The following is a 25,012-nucleotide window of genomic DNA, read 5'->3' as shown; positions in this document are numbered from 1 at the left end:
AAACGCACGCGAGATGCATCCCCTCGATAGTACGGACGGGTAAAAACAGTCGGTAAGTTCCAGTGGCACCATCGGATACACTCCGATAGAAAACGTTATCTATCATCGGGCAGAATAAACTCCGTTCCATTTATCGGGTGAGGGGATATGAGGATAACCCTCTACGACGGCGCCAGGACCATCGGCGGCTCGAAGATCCACGTCTCGGAAGGGGGGCACGGCCTCTTCCTGGACTTCGGGATGAACTTCGCGAAATACTCCCGTTATTACGAGGAGTTCATAAGCGAGAGGCCCGCGAGGGGCATCCACGACCTCTGGCGGCTTGGCCTGATACCAAGGCTCAACGTCTACCGCTCCGACCTGATACCAGCCGACCTCTCGGACGAGGTGCGAAAATCACCTAAGGTTCCCGTCGACGCGGTCCTGATAAGCCACGCCCACCTCGACCACGTGGGCAACATCGCCCTCCTTCATGAAAACGTTCCGCTGGCCGGCTCGCCGACCACGATGGTGATCCTGAAGGCCCTCCGCGACACCTCCCGAGGGGGCCACCTGGGCATGGAGCTTCCTTACTACAGCCCAAAGGGCCCGAGCAAGGGGAACCCCTCCGTTCTTGAGGCAGATCGGAGCGTAAGATACTACCCGAGCAGGGACATGCTTCTGACGGAAGAGCTCGCCGACGAGGGGCGGGAGTTCCTGCAATGGCGGGCCAGCGTTGAGCTCGCGAAGAATCCCGGCAGGGTCAAACCGATAAGGGCGGGCAGGATCGGGAGATTGGACGGGGTCGATATGGGATTCGACGTCCGGGCGTTCCCCGTTGACCATTCCATCTACGGGGCCACCGCCTACCTCCTGGAGGGGGATATGACCGTTGCCTACACCGGCGACTTCAGGCTCCACGGGAAGCGGGGGGACAAAACCCGGGGGTTCGTTAAGGCCGCTAAGAGCGCGAGCGTGCTGATAACGGAGGGAACGCGCGTGGGCAGGGACGAGGACGTAAACGTCTCCGAGGAGGACGTTTACAGCAACGCGCTGGAAATCGTGGAAGAGGCGAAGGGGCTCGTCGTCGCGGACTTCTCGGCCAGGAACTTCGAACGGCTGGAGAGCTTTAAGGGAATCGCCGGGAGAACCGGTAGGGAGCTCGTCGTCACGACAAAGGACGCCTACTTCCTCCACGCCCTCGGCATCGTCCAGGGGAGGAACCACCTCGACGGCCTCAGGGTCTACGGTAGCTCAAGGGCGAAGCTCGAGAAGTGGGAGGAGTGGATCTTCAACGAACACCCCGAGCTGAGAATCTCCCCGGAGGAGCTGAAGGAGAACCCTGATAACTACATCCTCTGCTTTTCGTTCTACGATATGCCCCACCTCCTCGACGTAATGCCGGAGGGCGGCGTTTACGTCTATTCCTCCAGTGAAGCGTTTGGAGAGGAGCAGGAGTTCAGCTTCCAGAGGCTCTGGAACTGGCTTCGATACTTCCGCCTTGAGGTCCACGGCTTCAGGATAACGGAGAACGGCCATCCAGTTTTCGAAAAGGGCCTTCATGCGTCCGGCCACATCTCAAGGGAGGAGCTGAGGGAGGTCATCGACGAGATAGACCCGGACTACATCATCCCGGTCCACACGGAAAGCCAGGGGTGGTTCGTGGAGAACTGGGGGGATAGGGTTGTCACGCTAAGCGATGGGGAGAGTTGGGAGTTCTGAAGGATGGAAAGGTTGGGGGCAGTTTCGTGGAAGAGGTCGAGGAGATTCAACTTGAGGACGGGTATGAACTTAAAGTGAAGGGCCGCTCAAAGGGCAAAGAAAAGGGAGAACCCAAACTCCACGAGGAGAACGGAACCATCTACCTCTTCGAGTGGAAGCCGTATCTGCTCGCTGGAAACCAGAAATTCACCCTTCGTCTCCTGAATCAGGAAACGGAAGCCGAAGAAATTAAAGACGGGACATATATAGCGGAGTTCCAGCTCAGAAATTACACCGGAAAAAGCATCATGGAGATCCTGAAAGACGGACAACCCCTCCTCAAAAAGCCCATCGAAGTTCTTTCCTCCAAGGTTCTCGACATAATGGGAGTTAAAAGGGATGGCCAAACGTTCAAAACCATCCTTAACGCCCACGAGGAGTTTTACGGAGCCCTACTTGAGGACATTATAAGAATCTCCCCTTCCCTGCCGTTCTCCATCGAGTCACCAACGGGGTTCATCCCGGAAGAAAGCGACGACTCCATGAATGAGCTTTTCGCCTACCACTACCTCCGCAACAACGGGGAGCGCATAAGGGAGGCCTTTGAGACGGTGCTCAGAAGGGCCAGGAGGAAGCTCGTGGAAGAGCGCGAGTGGATGGAGCCATACGAAGTTACGGAGGTCTCGCCCGATACCCTGCTCTCCATCGCTCAGCATTCGGAGTACCTGACGCCCGCGGAAGTGAACGCTCCGATAGCAGAGTACCTCCACGGCCACGTACCGACCAGGGTTCTCAGCTCAAGGAAGTACGAGAGCTTCGACACCCCTGAGAACCGTTTCGCGAAGTATTTCTTAGAGACCTTAATAACCTGGGCCGAACGGGTGATCGAGAGCTTTGGAGGCAAAATAGATCTCTCACCGGTTAAGGAAACGCTCGAGGAGCTGGAGTTCATAAGGAGCCATTCCCTCTGGGGCGAAGTGGGCGAGATGGAGTTCTTTCCTTACACCTCGCAGACCCTCCTCAAGGGCGACGGTTACAGGGAGTTGCTCCAGCTCTACCGCGAGTTCACGGCTTATTCCCCGTTCTTCGACAACCTCTGGAGGGCGGTCGAGAACAAGGACATCGCCACGCTCTACGAGTATTGGGCGTTTTTCAAACTGGCTAATGAACTCGGGGAGATCCTGAGGAACCCAAAGCTCCACATCGATGTAACTCTGGAGGGAAGACTTTCACAGGGAGCAAAAGCGTATGCGTCTTTTAGAAGAGGCTGGAGGCTGTACTACAACCGGAAGTTCGTCAAGGACAGCTACTCGGTATCCGTCAGGCCGGATTTTTCACTCGTTAAGGATGGGGAAGTCGTCGGGGTTTTCGACGCGAAGTTCAAGCTCGATTTTCCTGATCCAGAGAAGTTCGCGGAAGAAGACGAGGCGATGGAAACCAGCCCAAGTCTGGAAACGTGGGCAAAACTCGAGGATATCTACAAGATGCACACCTACCGGGATGCTCTAAAAGCGAAGTTCGCGGTGGTGGTTTATCCGGGAAGGAGGAGCGTATTTTTTAAGGTTAATCGTGAGAAGAAGGAACCATGGGCTCTTGAGGATTTGATATCTGGCGGGGGTGTTAAGATAGAGGGTGTTGGTTACATAAGACTCGTTCCGGGGGTGAGGGGATGATAGATAAAGCCGATCTCAGAACGTTTATTAGGGAATATTGTGATGAAAGGAATGAGCAGGTGATATCCAATATTAAAGATTTTCAAAAAATTCTCAATGAGATCAGAGAAACCGAAGACTACGAAAAACTGAAGGAAGCACTTCTAAAGACACATTCTGGGAAAAATATCCTTCGATTTCATGCCAAAACAACAGAAGATCTAAAAAACCTCTGGGAGAAATTCATCAAAGAGGTCTTAGAAACTCCACCAGAAAAGCTCCTCGAAGACATAGATGAACGATTTAAGAGGTGGAAACAAATTAAAGGGGCAGGAAAAGGTTTGATTTCAGAGGTTCTTGCATTCTACTATCCGGAATATTTTGCTCCATGGAACAACGTGGTTGAATGGTACTTTACGGAATTCGGGTGGGGAAAACCAGAGAAGTACTCAGAAGTCCTTAAGCATCTTGGAGAGTTAAGGGACATATTTAAGGAAGAGTGCAGAGATAAACCCATCAACTTCATAGTGGTGGATTATTTTGGATGGTGGCTTAAAAATAAACAGGAAGAAAACAAAATCCCACAGAGCTCACAGGAAAACAAAAGGGAGCATAAACTTCCCTCGTTGGCAAGATATTTTGAATATACAGGGTACTACTATCCCCCACATTTAGTCGCCCAGTTCTACACGGCCCTGAAGACCAAGGGATTCGTCATTCTCTCTGGCCTCACAGGAACTGGAAAGACGAAGATAGCGCAGGAGCTCGCCGAGCTACTCGATCCCTCAAAGGAGAACTTCATCTTCCTCTCGGTTCGCCCTGACTGGAGGGATTCAAAGCCCCTGCTCGGCTACTACAATCCCTTATTAACTGATCAGTATCAAAAAACGCCTCTACTGGATCTATTACTGAGAGCAACCCACGACTACAAAGAAAACGGAAAGAACGCGATGCCCTACTTCGTCCTCCTCGACGAGATGAACCTCGCCCACGTGGAGTACTACTTCGCCGACTTCCTCAGCGTCCTCGAGAGCGGCAGGGATGAGAACGGTTTCACGAGGGAGAGCATAAAGCTTCACGATGTCGAAAAAGTCGAAGAGGAACAGGGAATTCCAAAGGAGATAAAGCTCCCGCCCAACCTGTACATCATCGGAACCGTCAACATGGACGAGACCACCTACTCCTTCAGCCCCAAAGTCCTCGACAGGGCCTTCACGGTGGAGTTCCATGATGTAGAGCTCAAAGGATACCCGCCTGAAACGGCAGAGCAGGAATCGTCTGAACTCCCCGAAACTCTCAGGAGGGAGATACTGAACGATCTAAGGGAAGAAAACGGAAAATTCCTTGCCCGTTCCAAGGAGGAGATCAACAAGGCCGTTAAGGAGCTAAAGAGAACCAAATACTGGAACGCACTCGAGAACCTCAACCAGGCCCTCGAGCCCTATGACCTTCACTTCGGCTACCGCGTCGTCGACGAGATAGCGCTCTTCTTCAAAAAGGCCAGAGAAAGCCAGGAAGGGGGAATCGTTGAGTTCAAAGACGAGGATGAGATCTTCGACCTGGCCCTCCTCATGAAGGTCCTCCCGAAGTTCCACGGCAACAGGAGGAAACTCGAGAAGCCCCTGCTGGTGGTCCTCAAGATGGCAAAAGAGGGAGGGCTCAAAGGGGACGAGGCGGAGAAGGGAACGGATGAACTATGGAAAGATATCCTTGGAGAGGATGCCTTGAAAAAACTGGTTGAACGCATTATCGAGGAGCTTGGTAAAACTGGGGACTATAAATACCGGCACACGGCCAGGAAAGTCCTCCGCATGCTCCGTCAGCTCTACGAGATAGGCTTCGCGAGCTTCAGCTAAGCCCACTTTTTCTTCTATCCGAGTTGTTCAACAATAGGTGTAAGAAACTTATGGTAGCCCCGCCGGGATTCGAACCCGGGTCGCGGGATCCAAAGTCCCGCATGCTTGGCCACTACACCACGGGGCTGCCCATAGGAAGAGCCGAAGGGTAACTTATAAAGTTTAGCGAAGTCCCACTGATAAAAACGCGATATCCGCCCAGAAAAGAGGGAACGCGCAACCCCGGCCTTTGCAGTCCTATCGGCGGTTAGGAAATCCCTTTTCAAGCGCCATGTGAATAAAGTCCCTCAGAAGGCGAACTCCTCCACGGTGAACTCCTCCAGAACCCGCTCGAAGTCGTGCTCCGGGGCGTAGGTGAAGCCGCAGCTGGGGCACTTCAGAACGCCGTTCTCCTCCGTTAAGGGCGAGAAGCAGACGGGACAGCGGTACTCCTCGCGGGAAAGCTTATCGTAGATCTCATCCTTCATGACGAGCAGGTTGAGCTCCACCTCCCAGTCCTCGTGGAGCATCCCCCAGTAGGGGGTCTGGACGGGGTAGAAATCCTCCAGAACAAGTGCGTTTATCCCGATGCCCCTGACGCCCGGGGGTAGCTTGCCCGTCGGCTCTATGCTCACGACGTACTGGTCGTAGAAGTCTATGCGCTCGGTCCTGACCGTCAGACCCCGCGAGAGCCTCGAACGGAGCGGGAAGAGCTGAAGGAAAAGGCTCTCCCTCTCGACGTCCCAGCTCGCGCTTATCGAGACGCTCCCCCTGGTGAAGAACTGGGTTACGTACCCATCGTCGCGCTCCTCCCCGGCGGGGCGGAAACCGAGCTTGCCCATCGCCCTGCCCAGGAAGTGGGGCCTCGGGAGCTTCCCGTAGTTCACGAGGTACTCGCCGATCCACCCCGCTAAGGGCATGGAGTAGCCCACGAAGGCCTGCCTCTGGACCCGCAGGTAGGCAACGCTGGGGAGCAGCTTGAAGTCCATTCCCATCAAAGGAAGGGCGACGTAATGGTATATATGATTAACGGAAAAGAGATTAAGAACCGAAGAACTCGTCGAGGCTTATGCCCTTCTTTCTCTTCTTTGAGGTTTTTCCCTTCTTAACCGCTTTCTCCAGCCCCTCGGACGGTTTCCCGTTCGTTTCCTTTTTCTCCTTCCCCTTCTCCTTTGCCGTTCCCTTCTTCTCAGAGCGTTTGGGGACCGATTCCTTCTTTTTCTCGGCCGTTTTTCCAGCCCCGGATTTTTTGAGCTTCCCGTTGAACTCGTCGAGGTAGCCGTTCCTGCCGTTGGACCTGCCCGTCCTCTCCTTGATCATTTTCTCGCAGACGTCAGCGGATAGGCCCATTAGCGTTCTCTGCTTCTCTGGAAAGACGTTCTCGAAGAGGGTCTTTACGTCCTTCTCCGTTAGGCATATCCTCTGCCTGGTGTAGTCCAGGACGTTGTACCTCGTGACCAGAAGCTTCGCGGTCGGGAGGTACTTCTCTATGGCCCCCTTGCTGACCGTGAGGACTATCTTGCCGCCGCACTTGGGACACCTGCCCTCCAGGGGTGGACGGCGGTACTTCGTGTTGCACTTCACGCACCTGAACTCCTGCCGGGTGAAGCTCCTCAGGTTGCCCCTCAGGTCCGGGACGAGATGGGAGTTGATTATCGTCTCGGCCACGTGGTGCTCATCGACGGCCCTTATCCTTTCCGCCAGGGCGAGCTGGCGCTCCACCTTCTCGACCATGTCGCCGAGCTGTTTGTACAGGCTCATCTTCGGGCCGAGGCCGATGTCGTCGGTGTCGTGGGTGAACTTCAGCCCCTCGTACATCCCCGGCTTCCCGAGGCGGTCCTCGACGCGCTCGATGAACTTAACCTCCTTAGGAGACTTCATCGCGTAGGTCGCCGCGTAGAACTCGAGCGGGTAGTAGCGGACGACGTCCATGTTGTGGACCTCGCTGTCGACCTCGCGCGGGTCCAGACGGGTGGTGACGACGAGGGGCGCGTCCATCTTCCCGCCGCGCTTTTCCGGCAGGTAGTACCTGCTGAAGTTGAGGAGGGCATCGAGGAGGAGCATGACGGCGTCTTCGTCTCCGTCACAATTTGAAGTAGCAATATTATTACCAACTATAACAGTATGATACTTAGAGGCATTCAGCGAGTACACGAATTCATCGGGAGACTTGGTGAACTCAACGGATTTAACCTTGAGAAGAACGCCCAGATCCGTGGCACGGCTATACGGCTTGAAATTATGGCCACTCCACCACTTAGCAACGTCGTTCTTTCTTTTGCTGACAAACCCAATCTGTTTCATGAAATTCAATGCCTGAGTGCCGTAGAGGGTGAGATGATAAACCTTAGATACTGGGACTGCATCACCCTTTGCCCGGTGATATTTTTGAACAACGTTGCCCGGACGGGAGTTGGCGTTTCTATCCACGCTCCAACTCGCATAGAGACCAAATTTGGAAATCAACAGGGTGTCGATATCTTCCAAAAGTGCCCTGCTAACACTGTACACGACTACCGTAGGTTTGGTGCCAATAACCGTCCCATCCCCCTCAAAGTAAGCCCTCAGCATCTCCGCCACTAAGTTCCTAGATAGGGGGTAAATTAGTTGCGGGACGCGCTTTGTGTGGGCATTCTTTCCTGCACCAAAGACCTCAGTAAAGAGCAGGTAGAGGACGCGGGAACCCACTGTAACTTTCTCCCCACGTTCATAGATTCCAAAGCCATCGCCAAAAGCCTCTCTCAATGCCCTCTTGAGGTCTTCGCGTACTTCCTCCTCGGCTATGGAGAAACTTATCTGGTAAACGCTGTCGCTCGTTCTTGCATAGCCCTCTGCAAGATAATAGCCAAGAACCCTCATCAGTGGTTTTACCGGCACAAACCTCTTTATTCTAACTTTATCACGCTTAAAAGCCAGCCAGCAGTCTGGGACGTCTTCAAACGAAAGCCTATTTTCCTCTAGGATCACCAAAAGCTCCCTCAGAGGTATTGAATCCCTGCGAAGGTAATCCCATTTAACTTTAAATCCACGTGAAGATAGCCACTTTGAGAGTCCACGAACCATGATGACATCCCACATATCCGTGAACCTCTCATCGGAGAAGGCATTGAGTAAGTCGAAGCGTTCAATACTACTCTCTTCAAATTCAAGCTTTGGAACGAGTATTCTGTCGCCTTCCTTAACCTCAAAGGCCCGCTTTTCCACGAACTTTCCGTTCTCATAGACCAGAACAGGATGGTCAACCGTCGTTTCAAAGCTCCTTCCGAGTTCAAGCTCAAAGCGAATGAGATGGTCGGTACTCGGCGCCTTTATAACGTCCTCTATGTTAGTAAGAACGACCCTGCCGCTCTCTGGGTCGAAGGAATAAACTTTAACGTCTATTTTCGGTTTCTTCCTGACATAGACCATGTTATCATAACTCTCCCCTTCAAACAGCTCATAGAGCTCACGGAGTGTTATCCGAGCTGGTTTGCCATCCAACTGAACCAAAATTCTCGTATCGCCCGGGAAGCAGTTCCTCCTCTTCGCCGCGTGGTAGTAGGGGTGCGCGTAGCCCACGAGGACGTCAGAGAAGCCTATTATCCGGCCGATGATGCCGGCGGACGTGTGCGGGGCCAGGCCGATGACGAGGTGGCCGATGAGGTCCTCCATCCTCTCGGCGTTGTAGAACCTCGGCAGGCCGTAGAACCGCTCGAGGAGGTCGTCGATGAAGTTCGCCACCTTGAGCAGGTACTCCCCCGCGGCCTTCGGGAGGATAACGTCCTGAACCTTCAGCTCGAGTATCTGGTCGTCGCTCTCAAGGGGTTTGCCCTCGAAGTCGTGGGTGTAGCCGAGTTCCCGCAGCTTTTCAACGCTCACCCCGATTTCCCTCGGCCGGAAGTGGGTTATCGGTGCATCGGTGGCGTCGAAGCGAATCGTACCATCTTTGAAGACGTAGACACCGTTTTTAACCCGCAAAAGGCCCTTCTCGAGGGGCTCGGCCATCTTGTAGCCGGAGGTCATACCGCGGACGCCCTTGAGCATGTCTATCCCGTAGACCCTGACGTTCTCCATCGCACTGCGGAGGAGTTCGGAGGGCTTTATCGTTCTCCGCGCGTAGGGCTCCAGCTCGGCGCCGCACTTCGGACAGTGGAAGTCGAACTTCTTTGCCTCTCCCTCGGGGTAATCGACGTTGCACCTGGGGCAGTGCCAGAGGAGTTCCTTCCTCGTGCCGCAGACCGGGCAGACGTGCTCGGGTCCCACGTGGCCGCACTCCGGGCATCTGAAGAAGGCTATCTCCACGCTCGCCACTTTGCCTTCCTCTGCGGCCTTCTTGATGTCCCTGCTCGGGCCGCCGGCGAGACCTATCGGAAAGAGAACCTGGACCGGCGGCTTCATCTTCCTCTCCTTGGCCTTCTCGGGCCGCCCCATCCTCGCCCCTATCCAGCTTATCCCCCTGTCGCGGAGCTTTATACGGTTCTCCGCGTTGATTACGTCCACGACGGTGTGGAATGGCCTCACTTTGAACTCCCATTCGAGGTTGCCGAGGGGGGTTAGAAGGGCGGCGCTCCAGGGGTAGTCAACGACGATGACCTTTTTCTTCCCCTCAACGCGCTCGAGCCTGTGCGGGAGGCCGAGGAGCTCGAGGTAGCGCTTGATCTTCGGGTCGTTCTCCAGGACGACCTTCCTCGCGAATTTATTCTTCATGTACTCGTCCCACTCGATTTGAGCCCCGAGCAAAGCCCGCTGGAGCTCCTCAACCTCTTCGGGCTTTAACGTGTTCCAGTAGAGGGTGTAGTAAGGGTGGAACGGGATATCGAGGACCTTCGATAGGTGTATCGCGACCTCGACGGTGGGCCTGACGCGGAGGGGGTCTCTCAGGAGGCTCTCGAGGAATTCCGGGTCGACTTCGAGGTACTCCCCGGCCTCCTCAACGGCCTCGCGCGGGTTGTCGGAGAAGGGCCTGAGCTCGACCTCGTAGGTGTCCGCTATGGCCTTAACGAGCTCCTGAACCCACCATTCCTCGGCGTAGTTCGCTGGCAGGAGCGTCTGGTTGTTCTCGACGAAGTCACCGAAGTTCACCAGGGCGTCCCCGACGTAGAGTATCTCCGCTATCCTGTCTTTGACTTTCAGGGCCGTCTCGTAGTCGTCGACCCTCACCACACTTCCGTCCTTGAGCTTGACTATCGGCCCCTCGACGGTGGTAGCGGGGGTCACGATACAGCCCTTCCCGGGCCGCTCCGTCTTCATCTGCGTGCCTATGGCTATGAACTCGTCCAGAATAAGCATCGTGGCGGGGTTCACGCTCCAGGTGGCGAAACCGCTGACGCGGGAGCGACCGTATCTCAAGCGAAAGCCGCCGTTCGTTGAGGGCTCGGCGAAGAGCGGCCTCCCGCCTATTATCTCCTTGGTGTACTTCTTGTTGGGGGCAACGTTCGCCCTGAACTTCTCGTAAAGCCCGTAGTAAAAGCCCCTCTCAACCGCTTCCACGGTCTCCTCTCTGGTTCCCGACTCAGCGGGCGTGGATTCAGGGGTTTCGGAGTTCCCCTCGACCTTACCCCTCTCCTTGGCATCGACGAACTCCTTTATCCAGTCCCAGCCATCGACACCCATCTTGTCTATGTACTTAACGAGCTTCTTCGCCTTCTGGAGCACACCCTCGGCCAAAACGAGGATGGCGCCGCCGCGGAGGTGGTTGGTCTCAACTCCCGGGACGTCCCGATGGGAGACCTCAACCTTATCCGTCTCCTCACCGGTTATCTCTATCGGTATGTTCCTCATAGCGAGCCTTACCTCGTCTGCCTCGGGATGGTACTGCAGGCGCGTGACGGCCCTGTGGTAGAGGTCCACCTCCTCGACCATCCTCTCGATATGCTCCTCGCTCGGCTTGAAGCGGTCGAGGCCGAGTTTCTTCCTGACGTAGTCCCCGACCAGAACGCTCAGCGCCTGGGCCGTCCCGCCGGAGCTCCTTATCGGGCCCGCGTAGTAGAGGGCGAGGTACTCGGAACCATCGCTCCAAGTGTTGCGCTTGATTTTAACGTCGGCTATCCCCTCGAGGGGGGCCGAGACTATCCCCTCCGTGAGGATCGCGAGGGCGGTTCTCACCGCCTGCTCGGCGTACTTCTCCTTGCCCCCGAGGTCGCCGAACCTGCCGTCGATTATCTCGTCAACGACCTTCAGGGCCGCCAGTTCCTTGCCGTACTCCCTGACGAGGGCCCGTATCCTCTCGGCCACGCCCTTCGGCCCCACGAGGCTCTCGACACGGCCGGCCATGTCCGTTGCCTGGGGAACCTCGACCTCGAGGCTCGGATCCTTCCCCTGCTCGCGCGCCTTTCGAGCTATCTCGTAGGCCCTGTCTATCTCCCGCTGGAGGGACTCGAAGTAAGCCTTCATCTCTGGAGAATAAATCTCAGACATCAAGAATCACCTCAGCGGAAGGCGATAGGGCAGAAACCGCGGATGGTGACGTGGCCTTTGGGGAGTTGGGTTTAGAATTGGAATGTAAAAATGACAGAGGCACATAAGTCGACACGAAGAGACACCGCCTGGCCTGGCGGTATCCCCGTTTGATACTAATGGGTAAACGCATAAAAAGGTTTCGTCCCATCATCTTAATCACCGTAAGGGGGGTTTCCATGCCAAATTCCCCCTTGAACTTTTCGAAGAACTCGTAGTAGTCTTCAACGAAAGAGTCGTAACCCTTTTTGGGAAGGGCGACGGCAACCCCAATGCGGGCTATGAACGTCCCCCTTTTCCCCACAAAGCTTATCTTCCCCTCATCCGAGCCGATTAAAATCCGCATCTCAAACCCCCTCGCAGTACCGGTCGAACCTCACGACGGCCCTCAGCTTTGCGGTCTCCACGTCGATTATCGGAACCCTCGCCGGGGTCGGGACTATGTTGACCATCTTCTGGAACTCGGTCTGGGCCTGCCACGTGCCCGAGTTTATCAGAAAAACGCCGTTGTAGGTCTTGTACTCCATGACGTGGACGTGGCCCGCCTGGAAGAGGTCGGGAACCGATTCTATAACGAGGGTATCCTCCGGATCCGGGGCTATCGGGACCTTCTCCCCGAAGGTCGGTGCCACGTGTCGGAGCTTGAGGAGGTCGAGCATCGCCTCCGCGGGGCGGTGATGGCTCCTGTTCGGAATGATGCTCACCACGTCCTCTATCCCCCTCCCGTGGGCGATGAGGAAGTCCCTGCCGTGAAGGCGTACAACGGCCGGATTGCTTATTATGACCGCGTTCTTCAGCTTCATCAGCGGCCGGGCGTACTCCTCGTAGAAACCCGGCTGGGGGAGGGCAGTCCTCGCCGCGTCGTGGTTGCCGGGCCCGATGAACATCGTGATGTGGTCGGGAACGTTTCTCAGGAGGTTCGCGAGGGCCTCGTACTGGTCGAAGATGTCGGGGATGGCGAGCTCGTTGTACTGGCCGGGGTAGATGCCGACGCCGTCGACGACGTCCCCCGCGAGCACCATGTACTTTATCCTGCTGACGAACTCCTCCTCGGCGCGGTTGTTCACCTCACCGTTCAGCCACTCGAGGAAGCGCATGAAGGCCTTCTCGCAGAACTTGTTGCTCCCCACGTGGATGTCGCTCAGGAGAACCGCGTAGACCTTCTCCTCGAGCGGCGGCTTCTCGCGCCGGAACTTCGGAACGTCGGGCAGGTAAATACGGTTCGCGAAGAATATCCCCCTTCCGGAAGGACGGCCCCTGAAGGCCACCACCGCATCGGGCATTATCTGGAAGAACTTCTCGCTCTCCTCGTTGTTCCGGTTGATGAAGACCTTGATGATACCCGTGTTGTCCTCGACCTCGAACATGAAGCCCTTGGCGGTCTCGCGCTTGCTGTTCACGAGGCCGATTATCGTTACATCCTCCTCGCCCTTCACGTAGCTCAGCTTGCCTATGTCTATGACCCCGCCTATCTCGGGGTTCTCGCGTAGAATCCTCCGCATCTTTCTAAGCCTGCTGCGGAAGTAATCGGAGTAAACCTTTATTATGACGTCCCCCTCCTTTCCGGCGGCGTTCTTCGCCTTTGGGGGGGTGAACTTAACGTTCTTTACGTCGAAGGCCACCTCGTAATCATCCGGGATCTCCTTCGCTCGGTAGTGGAAGCCCTCCTTCGGAGATGTTTTGAAATCTGAGTAAACGGAGTAGCTCTTTTCCTCCTCAGGAACCTCTTCAGCCTCGTAGGCTATGGGAACGCCGTAGTCACCGTAGACGACCCTGGGTTTAACCCCGTTTCCGTTCTCATCGCCGTTGAGGTAGCCGTTGCCGTTTTCGGGTTGGAGTTCCTCATCGGGTTCGCTTTCCACTGGAAGGGATTTCTCCAAATCCCCTGATAACTTCGGTTCCCCGGTTTCCGTTTCGAGCTCGGGGCCTTCCCCAGCCCCCTCGACCCCGGCACCTCCAGTGGAAACATAACTCTCATCCGCAGAAAAGTTGCCCTCTTCTTCCCCTGATTTGGGTGTTTCATATGTTTCCGGGCTTTTTTCAGAGGGGGTTCCAGTGGAAATAAAGGTCTGGGGGGGACTTTCATGAGGAGTGATTTCTTCGGTTATTTCTGGTGTGGGGGTTGTTAACTCGACAGATTCGCCATAAATCCCGGTTTCCTTCGAAATTTCACCGGAAGAAGTGGATTCAGGAGAGATGTATTCATCCAGGGGATGCCCCTCCCCGGCGATGGAGTCGGTGGACGTTTCCATTGGAGTGAGACCCCTCTCGGATAGAAATTCCTTCGCCAGTTTGGAGTCCACCACGAAGGTTCCCCGTGCGCTTACGAACTTTATCAACTCGGCCAGCGTGAACTCCCGCTTGTAGGCATCGGCGAGAAGATAGTAGGCCGAGGGGGTGATCAGGTAGTTGTTGGCCAGCAAATCATCTATCAGGCCCATCAGAGCAGCCTCCTCTGGCTGGACATGCTTACGGTGAGCAGGGGTTGAAGCTGGTGATCGTGCCGGTATATGTTCTTCACCTTATAAGGTGTTACGTTCAGGCGAATCTCCTTCGTCCGGCCATAGCGACCCTTGCTGACGACCTTGGCGTTGATGATGCCCAGCATGTCGAGCTCGTTTATCAGGTCACTAACGCGCCTCTGAGTCAGCGGTTCGAGATCAATATGGTCGCATAGGGACTTGTAAACCGAGTAAACGTCGCCCGTGTTCGCGGGCAGTTCACCGTTCTCATCGAGGAGAACTATCGCGTAGAGGAGAACCTTCGAGTGGAGAGGGAGCGTCTTTATAACTTCCTCCATCGTGTCCTGTTCTATCTTCTCCTGGGCCTTCCAGACGTGCCTCTCCGTGACCTTGCTGGCCCCTTCGCGCTCGGCTATCTCGCCGGCCACGCGGAGCAGGTCGAGGGCCCTCCTTGCGTCCCCGTGCTCCCTCGCGGCCAGGGCCGCACACAGGGGGACGACGCCGTCGTCGAGAACGCCCTCGTTGAAGGCGTCCTTGGCGCGCTGCATCAGAATGTCCCTGAGCTGGTTGGCATCGTAGGGCGGGAAGACTACCTCCTCCTCGCTCAGACTCGAGAGAACACGGGCATCGAGGTACTCCTTGAACTTGAGATCGTTGGAGATGCCGATTATGCTGACCTTGGCCCTGGAGAGCTCCGTGTTTATCCTCGTGAGGGAGTAAAGGATGTCGTCACCGCTCTTCTTGATGAGCTTGTCTATCTCGTCCAGAACAATTATAACGAAGCGCTCTTTGGCGTCTATAACCTCCTTGAGCCGGGCGTAAACCTCGTCTGTCGGCCAGCCAACGAGGGGGACCTCCACACCGCTCTCCGCCTTGAAGTAGTTCACGATGTTGGCCAGAACCCTGTACTGAGTGTCGACTATCTCACAGTTTATGTACACAACCTCCACGGGGATGTTGTACTTCCGGGATATTCGCTTGAGCTCCTCGGTCACGAATTTGATGGTCACGGTTTTACCTGTTCCGGTCTTTCCATAGACGAAGACGTTGGACGGGGTCTCACCGCGGAGAACGGGAACGAGGATGTGGGCGAGGTTCTCGATCTGCTCATGCCTGTGGGGGAGCTCCCGAGGGGTGTAACTATGCCGGAGGACCTCCTTGTTCTTGAAGATCTTCTTGGCGTGAAGGTACTTCTCGAAGATCGAACCGAGGTAGTTGTCGTCCATCGCCACCACCCGTTCCACTGGAAATCGAGCCCCACTACTGATCTTCATCCAATATACAGGGCATTTTCTAAACATATGCCAACATTATCAGGATAAATCAACAATTTTATCCAACATACAGCATTATTTTGGATATCCGGCACATACTCCAGAGGAAGCACCGGACACAGAGGAAAGCATAGGTAATCGAGCGGCGGGGTTTATATGTCTTGTTGGACAGGGGGATGTAAAAAGGTGAGATAAAAACAGAAAGGATAACCATGGAAAAGAGGGCGATTCTCCCCGGTTATTGCTTAAATCAGCGTTTATCGCTTTCTACGTGAACCTTAGCTGACGTAAGACTTGGCACCCCATTACGGTGTGTCGATCACATTACCCACCCGGATTTCCAGAGGAAACCGTACAGTTCTATGTACTGTGCTGTGCATGAGAAGTTTAGGTTTGTAAAGGGGCCTGGGGTACGGTGGGCGGTTTCCGCTGGAAGGAGAAAGCACATCTATGTACATCTAAATACGTTCATTAAAGTCCTTTAAAGTACATTTAGGGAAAACATAAGTGCTAACAATAGAACAGAATGTAAACAGTAACGACCTCCCCCAGGGTTTTGTTTCCACTGGAACCAGGTTTGTGGCTACTCGCTTTTCTTTTGTTTGTTTTCGGTGAAACTCTCCCACTGTTTCATGGAGTACTCATATTTATATTTTTCTGTGAACAATGTTCATAAAAATAAGATAATAAACCGGAAATAATGGAAATTATTCAGATAATCTCCTGGAGGATTCAAAAGCAATGAATTTGATATTAGTAATATCCTTTATAAATCCGTCTTTCTAAAAATAATCCGCTTAAATCCGTCCATCTGCAAAAGTGGGTTCCAGTGGAAATGGAACTCTGGGGGGTCTTTCAGATGGACGTCGAAAGAGACCTTTGTTTCCATTGGAAAACTGGCTTGGAACGGTCTTCCGTGGTGCTGTTCTTGCGTGTCCGCTCACGGGGCCAGGGAGGATCGTTCTTTGGTGCCGGTGTCGATCCCTTTAGACCCTTTCGAGGTGTTTAATCGGGGACCTGGGGCGAACCTCATTACAATCATACGTCTACACAAGATGATCCTGCATGATTCACCGACTCTTAAGAATGTGGTCGTACCTTTGTCGGGGTGTATAAGCTCTGCACTTGAAATATAAAAGTCACCCTTCCGGTTTATCACGCCTATGTCGTCAGTATGGCTTTTGATTCCCCTTAGAACTGGTTAAATTGCTCAAATACGCAATACTGCCTTGTAAATTGATTTATCGCCCCGGTTCCACCGGAAAGAAAAGTATATAACCCTTTGACCGGTTACCCTCATGGAAGGTAGGCGTGGAAGGTGAGACTGATGCCGAGAAAGAAGAAAGCTGACGATGAAATAAAAGAGCTCGAGGAGTTTGAGGAGCTCGATATCGTTGAAGAGCAGTCATCGGACTCAACCAAGAAAAAGAAGGAGAAGGAAATAAAAACTTTGGAGGACCTGCCGGGTGTCGGGCCCGCAACGGCCGAAAAGCTCCGTGAGGCTGGTTACGATAGCATCGAGGCCATAGCTGTTGCTTCTCCGATGGAGCTAAAGGAGATAGCCGGGATAAGCGAGGGCGCGGCTCTCAAGATCATCCAGGCCGCCCGCGAGGCCGCCAACATAGGAACCTTCATGCGTGCTGACGAGTACATGGAGAGGAGGGAGTCCATAGGTAAGATCTCCACCGGAAGCAAGAGCCTTGACAAGCTAATCGGTGGCGGAGTCGAGACACAGGCCATAACCGAGGTCTTCGGTGAGTTCGGCAGTGGCAAGACCCAGCTCGCTCACACCCTGGCGGTCATGGTTCAGCTTCCCGAGGAAGAGGGAGGTCTCCACGGTTCAGTCATCTGGATAGACACTGAGAACACCTTCCGGCCCGAGAGGATAAGGCAGATCGCAGAAAACCGCGGCCTCGACCCGGATGAGGCCCTCAGGAACATCTACGTGGCGAGGGCCTTCAACAGCAACCACCAGATGCTCCTCATCGAGAAGGCCGAGGAGATAATCAAGGAGAAGGCCGAGACGGAGAGGCCCGTCAAGTTGCTCGTCGTGGATTCCCTCATGGCCCACTTCAGGAGCGAGTACGTCGGCAGGGGAACCTTAGCCGAGAGACAGCAGAAACTGGCCAAACACCTCGCGGACCTCCACAGGATAGCGGACCTCTACGACGTGGCGGTCTTCGTCACCAACCAGGTTCAGGCCAAGCCCGACGCCTTCTTCGGCGACCCCACGAGGCCCGTTGGTGGACACATCCTGGCCCACTCCGCCACGCTCAGGATATACCTCCGGAAGGGCAAGGCCGGAAAGCGCGTCGCGAGGCTCATAGACAGCCCCCACCTGCCCGAGGGCGAGGCGATATTCCGCATCACAGAGAAGGGTGCCGAGGACTGAGTTAGCTTTTTAACCCCTCTTCTCTACCCCCTTTCATGTCGAAGGTCGAGACGGTAACGAATCCCTCTAACGATGAGTTTATGACGCTCGTGGATTCCTTTCTCTCGTCCGAGGCCATACTGGTGGTCCTCGCCCGTTGTAGGGTCCACTACGATGGCCGGGCGAAGAGCGAGCTCGGTTCCGGGGACAGGATAATAATGGTTAAACCTGACGGCTCCTTCCTCGTTCACCAGAGCAAGAAGCGGGAACCCGTTAACTGGCAGCCCCCAGGGAGCTTCGTAAGCGTTGAAGAGCGCAACGGAAAGGTCATCCTCCGTTCCGTGAGGCGAAAGCCGAAGGAGACGCTCGAGGTCGAACTCGAGGAAATTTATCTGGCATCCCTCTTCCGTGCTGAGGACTACGAGGAGTTAGATCTGACGGGCAGCGAAGCAGAGATGGCGGAGATGATATTCAAAAACCCCGAACTTATCGAACCCGGTTTCAGACCCCTCTTCCGGGAGAAGCCCGTTGGCTCCGGGATAGTCGACATCCTCGGGAAAGACAATCGAGGGAACCTCGTCATTCTCGAGCTGAAGCGCAGAAAGGCCGACCTGCACGCCGTCAGCCAGCTGAAGCGCTACGTTGAGGCGCTTGGGGGGGAGCACGGTAACGTCCGCGGGATCCTCGTGGCCCCCGGTTTAACATCCGGCGCAAGACGGCTCCTTGAAAAGGAGGGCCTCGAGTTCCGGAAGGTCCAGCCGCCGAAGCGTGGAGAGTTTAAGAGGGGAAAGCAAAAAACCCTGTTTTAGCCCATGTCCATCTCGTGGGGCATCATCTCCCTGACCTCGACCATGAGCACTGTGTTCCTCTCCCTGACCTTGACAACCCTTCCGAGGCCGAGGAGCCTTATCTGTGCCCTGCAGACCGTTATCTCCCTCTCATCGCTCTCCTTCCACGGGATCCTCTGCTCCATGCTGTCGAGTTTCAGAAGCTCCGCGAGAAGTCCCTCCGTTCCGGGGGCTATGTCCTGATAGGTCTCGTAGGTTAGAAAGACCCTGCCCAGTTCCCTCGCCCTCTCGAGCGCAACGACGTTTCTGGCCCCCCTTATCTCAATGGTCTTGTACGGGTTCTTCAAGAGCTCGTCCAGGACCCTCCTCGCGATTCCCGCCAGGATGATCGCCTCCATGCTCCCACCTCACAGGTATATGTTCTCGTACTGTTTTCCGGCCTTTTTCCGCGCCTGCTCCACCTGCTCGTGCATCTTTCTGAGCTGGGCTTCTATCATCTCGGCCTCCTTGATTAAAGGCTCCGTTGAGACGTCTATAGGCACCATCTTCTTGAGAACCTCGATTACGTTGGCGGCCGCCCTCGGATCCGGTCTGTCTCCGAAGGTCTCGCCGAGCAGAACGTACGCGTCGAGTTTCTCCTTGCTCGCCTTCCAAAGGAGGTCCCCGCTCATCCCCATTATCGAGCCGTACTGGAGGATCTTGGCTCCGGCGCTCTCGAGCTCCCTGTTAAGTTCTTCCCTCGCTCCGACGCCCCAGACGTCCATCCGCTCCTTGAAAAAGCCTATCCCGATGCCTCCGATTGATATGACCTTCTTCGCGCCCGTTCTCTTGAGGTACTCAACCAGTCCCCTCGATATCTCGCTCACGAGCGTCGGCGGGACGTAGATGTCCGCCATGGCGAGTATCAGGTTGTCCCTGCCGTAGAACCTCAGCGGTGGATTTGGCTTCCCCTCCAGGATCAGCGCCATCGGCGGGATGAAGGGACTCTCCACGTAGCCTATCATCTCCATCCCGAGTTCCTTCGCCAGGAAGTTGGCCGCTATGTGGCCGACCAGGCCTATTCCAGGGTAGCCCTCTATCAGGATGGGGCTCTCCACCTCTGGCAGAACTATCTTGACCGGGCTTTCGTTTCCCATGCTCTCACCCGTGAGATTTTTAATCTCTAAAGGTTATTAAAGTTTCGGAGTTTTGTTTCCACTGGAAAGGCAAGTTTTAAATAATTCAGGTGCGATTTTTACAGGGTGGTGACCATGCCAAGGATAGGAATCATCGGCGGTTCCGGCGTTTACGGCGTCTTCGAGCCGAAGGAGACGGTAAAAGTTCACACTCCCTACGGGAGCCCCTCGGCCCCGGTGGAGATAGGCGAGATCGAGGGCGTCGAGGTCGCCTTCATACCGCGCCACGGCAAGCACCACGAATTCCCGCCGCACGGGGTTCCCTACCGCGCCAACGTCTGGGCCCTCCACGAGCTCGGCGTCGAACGCGTCATCGGGATAACGGCCGTTGGCTCGCTCCGCGAGGAGTACAAACCCGGCGACATCGTCATAACGGACCAGTTCATCGACTTCACCAAAAAACGGGACTACACGTTCTACGACGGGCCCAGGGTTGCCCACGTCTCGATGGCCGACCCCTTCTGCCCCGAGCTGAGGAAGATATTCTACGAAACGGCCAAGGAGCTCGGCTTCTCCGTACACGGGAAGGGCACCTACGTCTGCATCGAGGGTCCGAGGTTCTCGACGAGGGCGGAGAGTTTCATGTTCAGGCAGTACGCCCACATAATCGGCATGACGCTCGTCCCGGAGGTGAACTTGGCGAGGGAGCTCGGGATGTGCTACGTCAACATCGCAACCGTCACAGACTACGACGTCTGGGCCGAGAAGCCGGTCGATGCCCAGGAGGTGCTCAAAGTCATGGCGGAGAACAACTACAAGGTTCAGGAGCTCCTCAGGAAGGGCATCCCGAGGATTCCGGAGGAGAGGCACTGCGGTTGCGCCGACGTGCTGAAGAGCATGTTCGTTTAATGTTTATGTTTTGTCATTATTATGTATATTTTTGGGGCTCATATATGGTCAATATACAAAAAATTTATAAATCCGGGCCCCGACGTCTTTCGGTGACCTCAAATGCGGAAGGTTGCTCTACTGATCGGACTGGTGTTCGTTTCGGTGCTTTTGATGCCCTTTGCCGGTGCCTACGAGTTCCAGGCCTACGGTCGCATCACAAAGGTCGTCGATGGGGACACGGTGTGGTTCCACTCCTATTACGGATATCGGGCTGGGGAGACGTTCAAGATTCGCTTCGCCGACATAAACGCCCCAGAGATATACACGGAGGAAGGCAAGGAATCGAAGGCCGCCCTGGAGTGGCTCCTCGACAACTACGGCTACTACGTCTTCCTCGACGTAGATGACGTCTATGAAACCGACCACTACGGCAGGGTCGTCGCGGTTCTCTACCTCCCGTTCTGGAACTACGGCTACGCCCTCAACATCAACGAGTGGCTCGTCGAGAACGGCTACGCGAGCATCTGGGATCATTACAACGAGTTCAACCCCTACTCCTGGACTCTCTGGGTCCCGATCTGATGCCTTTCTTTCCCGACACCTTTTTAACTTCCACCGGAAACACATCCCTTTAAACAGAGGTGGTGAGCATAAGCATTCTTATCAAAACGGTCACGTTGTTTATGGGGAAGGGATGGATGTTGACGGGCAGGTAAAGGGTATCTTCCGGGCGTTGGACGAAGCCAAGGAGTACGAGCGGGAAGGAGTGCAGGTTTTGTTGGGGTTGCGAGGGTGGGCTGTTCTCTAAATAGTAACTATCACAACGTTTGAATATTTTTGTTTTTCAAAAAACTTTAAATGGCTCCGTGTTTAACTATTGATGTCCCCGATATGTGGGGTTTTAAGCCCGAATGGGGGTTGGAAACGGAAGATGTGGGGAGTTTCCGTTCCCCCCGAAAGCCCTCCAATGAACGGAAGGTTAACCGTAACAATATTTACAAAAGTTACGGCTAACCAGAACGGGCTGATTCCTCCTTCAGAAAAGGTTTTGCAGAAGGTTTTGGGCGAGTTTTTTTGTTTTTACTACTTTTTATAGTTTTAATGTTCTACTCTTTTAATCTGTTTTATGGTGAATTAAATACCCTTTAAGTAATTCCTTTTAGAACACATCGAAAAAAATAATAGTGTTATAGTAAAGCGTAAAATTTAAATATGAGGAGACGGGAGAATCTATCTGTAGGAGATTAACAGATTCGGGTTTGGTTATAATTGAATAATGCATTGGGGGCTGGTTGAAGTGAAAAAAGTTTGGGTTTCGTCTTTTGTTGTTTTGCTCTCTCTTTTAGTGATTGTTCTGGTATGGGCGCACTTTTTATCTATCACTGAAATTTTAATACTGTTGGCTCTATACATCACAGTATCAGGAATTTTTTCTTATTACCTGGATGGCAAAATTAAATCAATAGCCGAGTACACTTTATCAATGATTGTGGATGGATACGTGGGTATGAGAATTATCCAATCTATACGTCCTCATGATCCCAGCTCCATTTATTTTTGGGTGCTTTTTATTGTTTTTGCGTATTTAATGGGTATCAAAAAACATATAGTTGAAGTCGATACTAAATTGGGTGAGGAAAAATGAGATGGCTATATACAAAAAAGCTGGATAGTTTTGGGGCGTTATGACCTCTCTAAGGAAACTGGTCGCCCATGACGGGTTTCCTGGCCCTGCCCCAGTAGGTTACCGGCCTTTGGTTCGGAAAAGCATCCTTTACAACAAATTGATGTGGAGGGGGTATAAGGAATCACCGGCCAAGTGAATGAATGCGCTTGATCGAGGAGGATTTTATCGGGTGGCAATGTTTATATATTACTCGCGCCCATAGGAGAATATGGGGGGATGTGATATGAAAGTGAGTGTTAGATCGAAGCTCCGTGACCTTGCCGTTTACCTGACCATCTCCCTGTTGTTCATTTACGGGCTGGATAACGTTCATACGCTTGGGGGAAAACTCTTGATCCTGCTGGCACTGGTTGCGGGTAGCATCTACGAGTACCTCTTCGTGGACAATTCGGAGGCTCACTCTGAGTATATGCGGATGTACAGGAAATTCAGGGGTTTGATCTCGGGCAGGTGACTTGTGGATTAATGGCACGGGCTGGTTGTTGCGGAGCTAACGGCCATTGACCCGCCCGTTATCTCCATTACGGTAAGGCTTATAATTTTCGGGTTCAAGACTCCTTTTAAAGGGCAATGGTGATAACTATGAGCATTCTCATCAAGAACGGTCACGTCGTTTATGGGGAGAATTTCGAGGTCATCGAGGCGGACGTTCTCATCGAGGGCAACCGCATCACCAAGGTCGCCAGGAACATCAACGAGGCCGCCGATACGGTGATAGACGCCAAGGGCAGGGTCGTTTCTCCGGGCTTCGTGAACCTTCACACCCACTCCCCGATGGGCCTGCTCCGCGGCCTGGCCGACGATCTGCCTTTGATGGACTGGCTGGAGAAGTACATCTGGCCGCGGGAGGCGAAGCTGACGAGGGAGTACACGAAGGTCGGCGCCTACCTCGGCGCGCTGGAGATGATAAAAGGAGGGACGACGACTTTCCTCGACATGTACTTCCACATGGACGCCGTCGCCGAGGTGACCCTCGAGAGCGGTCTCAGGGGCTACCTCTCCTACGGGATGATAGACCTCGGCGATCCCGAAAAGACGGAGAAGGAGATTAAGGAGGCCCTCAGGACGATGGAGTTCATAGATAAGCTCGGCTCGGACAGGGTTCACTTCGTCTTCGGGCCCCACGCCCCCTACACCTGCTCCATAGCCCTGCTCAAGGAGATTAGAAGGCTCGCGAACGAGCACCGCAAACTCATAACCATCCACGTGAGCGAGACGATGGCCGAGATAGGCCAGATAAGCGAACGCTACGGTAAAAGCCCAGTGGTTCTTCTGGACGACATCGGCTTCCTCGGGAGCGACGTCATCATGGCCCACGGCGTCTGGCTCGAGGGTAGGGACGTCCGGATACTCGCGAGGAACGGCGTCACCGTGGCCCACAACCCGGGGAGTAACATGAAGCTGGCCAGCGGTGTCATGCCCCTTCAGAGGCTCCTCAACGCGGGCGTGAACGTCGGCCTCGGCACGGACGGTTCGGCGAGCAACAACAACCTCGACATGCTGGAGGAGATGAAGCTGGCCGCTCTGCTCCACAAGGTCCACAACCTCGACCCGACGGTGGCCGATGCAAAAACGGTCTTCAGGACCGCGACGGTCAACGGTGCGAGGGCGTTAAGGCTCAATGCGGGCGTCGTGAAGGAGGGCTACCTCGCAGATCTGGCCATCATCGACTTCAACAGGCCCCATCTGAGGCCGATGAACAACGTTATAAGCCACCTGGTTTACGCCGCCAACGGGAACGACGTTGAGACCACCATAGTGAACGGAAAAGTTTTAATGCTGGACGGAGAAGTACTCACTTTGGACGAGGAGAGAATACTTAACGATGCCGAACGGGTGATCGGTGAGCTGGTATGATCGAGTTCGTCTTTGGGGTCGCCCTCGTGGTCTCGTACGTCCTACTTTTCTACAACTATTACCTTACGGGGAGGAAAGCCCTGATCTACTACGCCCTCGCGTGGTTGAGCCTCTCCGTTCCCTTCTTCGTCCGGGGAGAAGCCATTTACATAGTGGGCCTCGCCTTCTTCGCTTCCCTCCTCTGGCTCGGTAACATCCGCGCCTCGGATGAACTCCTCTTGAGCATTCCCTACGCCCACGAGCTGAGGTATTTCGCGGTCGTTCCCCTCGCGGCCGTTCTGTTCCTTTTCCCTGAGCATGTGCTGTACTCCCTGATCGTTCTGGCAGGGTGCGTGGCTTTCTCCGGTGCGTTCCTCCTCTTTGCAAACAACGAATCCCTCCCGGTTGCTGGCGATTCTGGAGGTGGTCTTTGCCGTGGCCCTTTTCCTTGGGGGCTATTTCTTTGCCCGGGAATACGTACGACTGACCACCGCGCTATTCGCCCTTTTCCTGGCTTACGTTTCAATAAAGGCCTTTCTTGACAGTTCCTTCATCGGTGAATTCGAGCCCTCCGAGGTTAAACTCGAGCTTAATGGCGGCCTCACGAGGATGCCCAGCGTTCCCGACGATGTCCTGGACGGGGCTCTCGTGTTCTCCCGAACACGCGAGGAAAGACCCAACTGGTTCTGGATCACCAAACTGTCCGGGGAGCGCACGATAAGCCCAACGAACCTCGCAAAGATGCTCGATACCGCCGTTAAGTTCATGAAGCGCGCGGCCGATGCCGGGAAGAACGCGGTCGTAGTTATAGACGGCCTTGAGTACCTGATCCTCGAGAACGGTTTTACACCCGTCATGAAGTTCCTCTCGACGCTGAGGGACTACGCCCTCCTGAACGGGGCGACCGTGATAGTGACGGGTGATGACTCCTTCCTCGACGAGAGGGGGAGGAAGATCCTCAGGAGGCTCTTCGACTGAGGTGGTTT

At 54.5% G+C, this 25,012-nt stretch carries 19 protein-coding genes and 1 tRNA gene; 11 read left to right on the top strand and 9 right to left on the bottom strand.

Annotation, left to right across the window (positions count from 1 at the left end; all coding sequences use genetic code 11):
* Nucleotides 1-147 precede the first annotated feature (147 nt).
* Genes A3L02_RS07500 through A3L02_RS07490 form a run of 3 tightly spaced genes read left to right on the top strand, consistent with a single transcriptional unit; the run spans nt 148 to nt 5,188 of the window.
* A complete protein-coding gene (locus tag A3L02_RS07500; RefSeq protein ID WP_088863327.1) occupies nt 148-1,701 on the top strand; it encodes a ribonuclease J in 1,554 nt (517 codons plus the stop codon).
* On the top strand, nt 1,689-3,353 hold the full coding sequence (locus tag A3L02_RS07495; protein WP_237268592.1) for a DUF2357 domain-containing protein: 1,665 nt from the start codon (nt 1,689-1,691) through the stop codon (nt 3,351-3,353). The genes A3L02_RS07500 and A3L02_RS07495 overlap by 13 nt, the downstream gene beginning before the upstream one ends.
* Nucleotides 3,350-5,188: an McrB family protein gene (locus A3L02_RS07490; protein WP_157895751.1), complete on the top strand. Its 1,839-nt coding sequence runs from the start codon at nt 3,350-3,352 to the stop codon at nt 5,186-5,188. Before A3L02_RS07495 ends, A3L02_RS07490 begins: the two co-directional genes overlap by 4 nt.
* A 51-nt stretch (nt 5,189-5,239) precedes the next feature.
* On the opposite strand, the gene A3L02_RS07485 is transcribed toward A3L02_RS07490, so the two are convergent.
* The 6 genes from A3L02_RS07485 to A3L02_RS07460 all read right to left on the bottom strand — a co-directional run bounded on the left by A3L02_RS07485 (nt 5,240) and on the right by A3L02_RS07460 (nt 15,290).
* A tRNA-Gln gene (locus A3L02_RS07485) sits at nt 5,240-5,315 on the bottom strand.
* A gap of 160 nt (nt 5,316-5,475) precedes the next feature.
* Nucleotides 5,476-6,162, bottom strand: a complete 687-nt coding sequence (locus A3L02_RS07480; RefSeq protein WP_088863326.1) for a hypothetical protein — start codon at nt 6,160-6,162, stop codon at nt 5,476-5,478.
* A 46-nt stretch (nt 6,163-6,208) separates the two neighbouring features.
* Entirely contained in the window at nt 6,209-11,563 is a 5,355-nt protein-coding gene (locus tag A3L02_RS07475) for a DNA-directed DNA polymerase II large subunit (protein WP_088863325.1), read from the bottom strand.
* On the bottom strand, nt 11,556-11,948 hold the full coding sequence (locus A3L02_RS07470) for a hypothetical protein (protein ID WP_088863324.1): 393 nt from the start codon (nt 11,946-11,948) through the stop codon (nt 11,556-11,558). Before A3L02_RS07470 ends, A3L02_RS07475 begins: the two co-directional genes overlap by 8 nt.
* A gap of 1 nt (nt 11,949) precedes the next feature.
* A complete protein-coding gene (locus A3L02_RS07465; protein ID WP_088863323.1) occupies nt 11,950-14,043 on the bottom strand; it encodes a DNA-directed DNA polymerase II small subunit in 2,094 nt (697 codons plus the stop codon).
* Complete coding sequence (locus A3L02_RS07460; RefSeq protein ID WP_088863322.1) at nt 14,043-15,290, bottom strand: ORC1-type DNA replication protein; 1,248 nt, start codon at nt 15,288-15,290, stop codon at nt 14,043-14,045. Before A3L02_RS07460 ends, A3L02_RS07465 begins: the two co-directional genes overlap by 1 nt.
* Nucleotides 15,291-16,665: 1,375 nt before the next feature.
* Between A3L02_RS07460 and radA the strand changes: the two genes are divergently transcribed.
* Nucleotides 16,666-17,730, top strand: a complete 1,065-nt coding sequence (gene radA / locus A3L02_RS07455) for a DNA repair and recombination protein RadA (RefSeq protein WP_088863321.1) — start codon at nt 16,666-16,668, stop codon at nt 17,728-17,730.
* Between the two features lie 35 nt (nt 17,731-17,765).
* A complete protein-coding gene (gene nucS, locus A3L02_RS07450) occupies nt 17,766-18,518 on the top strand; it encodes an endonuclease NucS (RefSeq protein WP_088863320.1) in 753 nt (250 codons plus the stop codon).
* Here the strand turns inward: nucS and A3L02_RS07445 are convergent.
* Both A3L02_RS07445 and A3L02_RS07440 read right to left on the bottom strand, forming a co-directional pair.
* Entirely contained in the window at nt 18,515-18,895 is a 381-nt protein-coding gene (locus A3L02_RS07445; protein ID WP_088863319.1) for a DUF473 domain-containing protein, read from the bottom strand. The two genes, nucS and A3L02_RS07445, sit on opposite strands and share 4 nt — an antisense overlap.
* Nucleotides 18,896-18,904: 9 nt before the next feature.
* Nucleotides 18,905-19,633 (bottom strand): proteasome assembly chaperone family protein, encoded by a 729-nt coding sequence (locus A3L02_RS07440; RefSeq protein WP_088863318.1) that lies wholly within the window; start codon nt 19,631-19,633, stop codon nt 18,905-18,907.
* 114 nt (nt 19,634-19,747) lie between these two features.
* Here A3L02_RS07440 and A3L02_RS07435 point away from each other — a divergent pair, with 114 nt between their 5' ends.
* The 5 genes from A3L02_RS07435 to A3L02_RS07415 all read left to right on the top strand — a co-directional run bounded on the left by A3L02_RS07435 (nt 19,748) and on the right by A3L02_RS07415 (nt 24,047).
* A complete protein-coding gene (locus A3L02_RS07435) occupies nt 19,748-20,521 on the top strand; it encodes an S-methyl-5'-thioadenosine phosphorylase (RefSeq protein WP_088863317.1) in 774 nt (257 codons plus the stop codon).
* Between the two features lie 102 nt (nt 20,522-20,623).
* A complete protein-coding gene (locus A3L02_RS07430) occupies nt 20,624-21,085 on the top strand; it encodes a thermonuclease family protein (RefSeq protein WP_088863316.1) in 462 nt (153 codons plus the stop codon).
* A 298-nt stretch (nt 21,086-21,383) separates the two neighbouring features.
* A complete protein-coding gene (locus A3L02_RS10240; protein WP_157895750.1) occupies nt 21,384-21,599 on the top strand; it encodes a hypothetical protein in 216 nt (71 codons plus the stop codon).
* 814 nt (nt 21,600-22,413) lie between these two features.
* Nucleotides 22,414-22,644, top strand: coding sequence for a hypothetical protein (locus A3L02_RS07420; RefSeq protein WP_088863314.1), 231 nt, complete (start codon nt 22,414-22,416; stop codon nt 22,642-22,644).
* Nucleotides 22,645-22,772: 128 nt separating this feature from the next.
* On the top strand, nt 22,773-24,047 hold the full coding sequence (locus A3L02_RS07415; protein ID WP_088863313.1) for an amidohydrolase family protein: 1,275 nt from the start codon (nt 22,773-22,775) through the stop codon (nt 24,045-24,047).
* Nucleotides 24,048-24,088: 41 nt separating this feature from the next.
* Here the strand turns inward: A3L02_RS07415 and A3L02_RS07410 are convergent, their stop codons facing one another.
* Nucleotides 24,089-24,346 (bottom strand): hypothetical protein, encoded by a 258-nt coding sequence (locus tag A3L02_RS07410; RefSeq protein ID WP_088863312.1) that lies wholly within the window; start codon nt 24,344-24,346, stop codon nt 24,089-24,091.
* Between the two features lie 115 nt (nt 24,347-24,461).
* Between A3L02_RS07410 and A3L02_RS07405 the strand changes: the two genes are divergently transcribed.
* Nucleotides 24,462-25,004: a DUF835 domain-containing protein gene (locus A3L02_RS07405; RefSeq protein WP_088863311.1), complete on the top strand. Its 543-nt coding sequence runs from the start codon at nt 24,462-24,464 to the stop codon at nt 25,002-25,004.
* The last annotated feature ends 8 nt before the right edge of the window (nt 25,005-25,012 follow it).

Source organism: Thermococcus celer Vu 13 = JCM 8558 (assembly GCF_002214365.1).
Lineage (GTDB): Archaea > Methanobacteriota_B > Thermococci > Thermococcales > Thermococcaceae > Thermococcus > Thermococcus celer.
Note: the sequence above shows the minus strand (reverse complement) of the source record. Positions and strands in the feature narration are given on the sequence as shown.

Bases quoted from the DNA above. Each gene is read 5' to 3' on its own strand.
- A3L02_RS07500 (WP_088863327.1), top strand. From the start codon at position 148: ATGAGGATAACCCTCTACGACGGCGCCAGGACCATCGGCGGCTCGAAG.
- A3L02_RS07490 (WP_157895751.1), top strand. From the start codon at position 3,350: ATGATAGATAAAGCCGATCTCAGAACGTTTATTAGGGAATATTGTGAT.
- A3L02_RS07480 (WP_088863326.1), bottom strand. From the start codon at position 6,162: ATGGGAATGGACTTCAAGCTGCTCCCCAGCGTTGCCTACCTGCGGGTC.
- A3L02_RS07475 (WP_088863325.1), bottom strand. From the start codon at position 11,563: ATGTCTGAGATTTATTCTCCAGAGATGAAGGCTTACTTCGAGTCCCTC.
- A3L02_RS07470 (WP_088863324.1), bottom strand. From the start codon at position 11,948: ATGCGGATTTTAATCGGCTCGGATGAGGGGAAGATAAGCTTTGTGGGG.
- A3L02_RS07465 (WP_088863323.1), bottom strand. From the start codon at position 14,043: ATGGGCCTGATAGATGATTTGCTGGCCAACAACTACCTGATCACCCCC.
- A3L02_RS07460 (WP_088863322.1), bottom strand. From the start codon at position 15,290: ATGGACGACAACTACCTCGGTTCGATCTTCGAGAAGTACCTTCACGCC.
- radA (WP_088863321.1), top strand. From the start codon at position 16,666: ATGCCGAGAAAGAAGAAAGCTGACGATGAAATAAAAGAGCTCGAGGAG.
- nucS (WP_088863320.1), top strand. From the start codon at position 17,766: ATGTCGAAGGTCGAGACGGTAACGAATCCCTCTAACGATGAGTTTATG.
- A3L02_RS07445 (WP_088863319.1), bottom strand. From the start codon at position 18,895: ATGGAGGCGATCATCCTGGCGGGAATCGCGAGGAGGGTCCTGGACGAG.
- A3L02_RS07440 (WP_088863318.1), bottom strand. From the start codon at position 19,633: ATGGGAAACGAAAGCCCGGTCAAGATAGTTCTGCCAGAGGTGGAGAGC.
- A3L02_RS07435 (WP_088863317.1), top strand. From the start codon at position 19,748: ATGCCAAGGATAGGAATCATCGGCGGTTCCGGCGTTTACGGCGTCTTC.
- A3L02_RS07430 (WP_088863316.1), top strand. From the start codon at position 20,624: ATGCGGAAGGTTGCTCTACTGATCGGACTGGTGTTCGTTTCGGTGCTT.
- A3L02_RS10240 (WP_157895750.1), top strand. From the start codon at position 21,384: ATGTCCCCGATATGTGGGGTTTTAAGCCCGAATGGGGGTTGGAAACGG.
- A3L02_RS07420 (WP_088863314.1), top strand. From the start codon at position 22,414: ATGAAAGTGAGTGTTAGATCGAAGCTCCGTGACCTTGCCGTTTACCTG.
- A3L02_RS07415 (WP_088863313.1), top strand. From the start codon at position 22,773: ATGAGCATTCTCATCAAGAACGGTCACGTCGTTTATGGGGAGAATTTC.
- A3L02_RS07410 (WP_088863312.1), bottom strand. From the start codon at position 24,346: ATGCTCAGGGAAAAGGAACAGAACGGCCGCGAGGGGAACGACCGCGAA.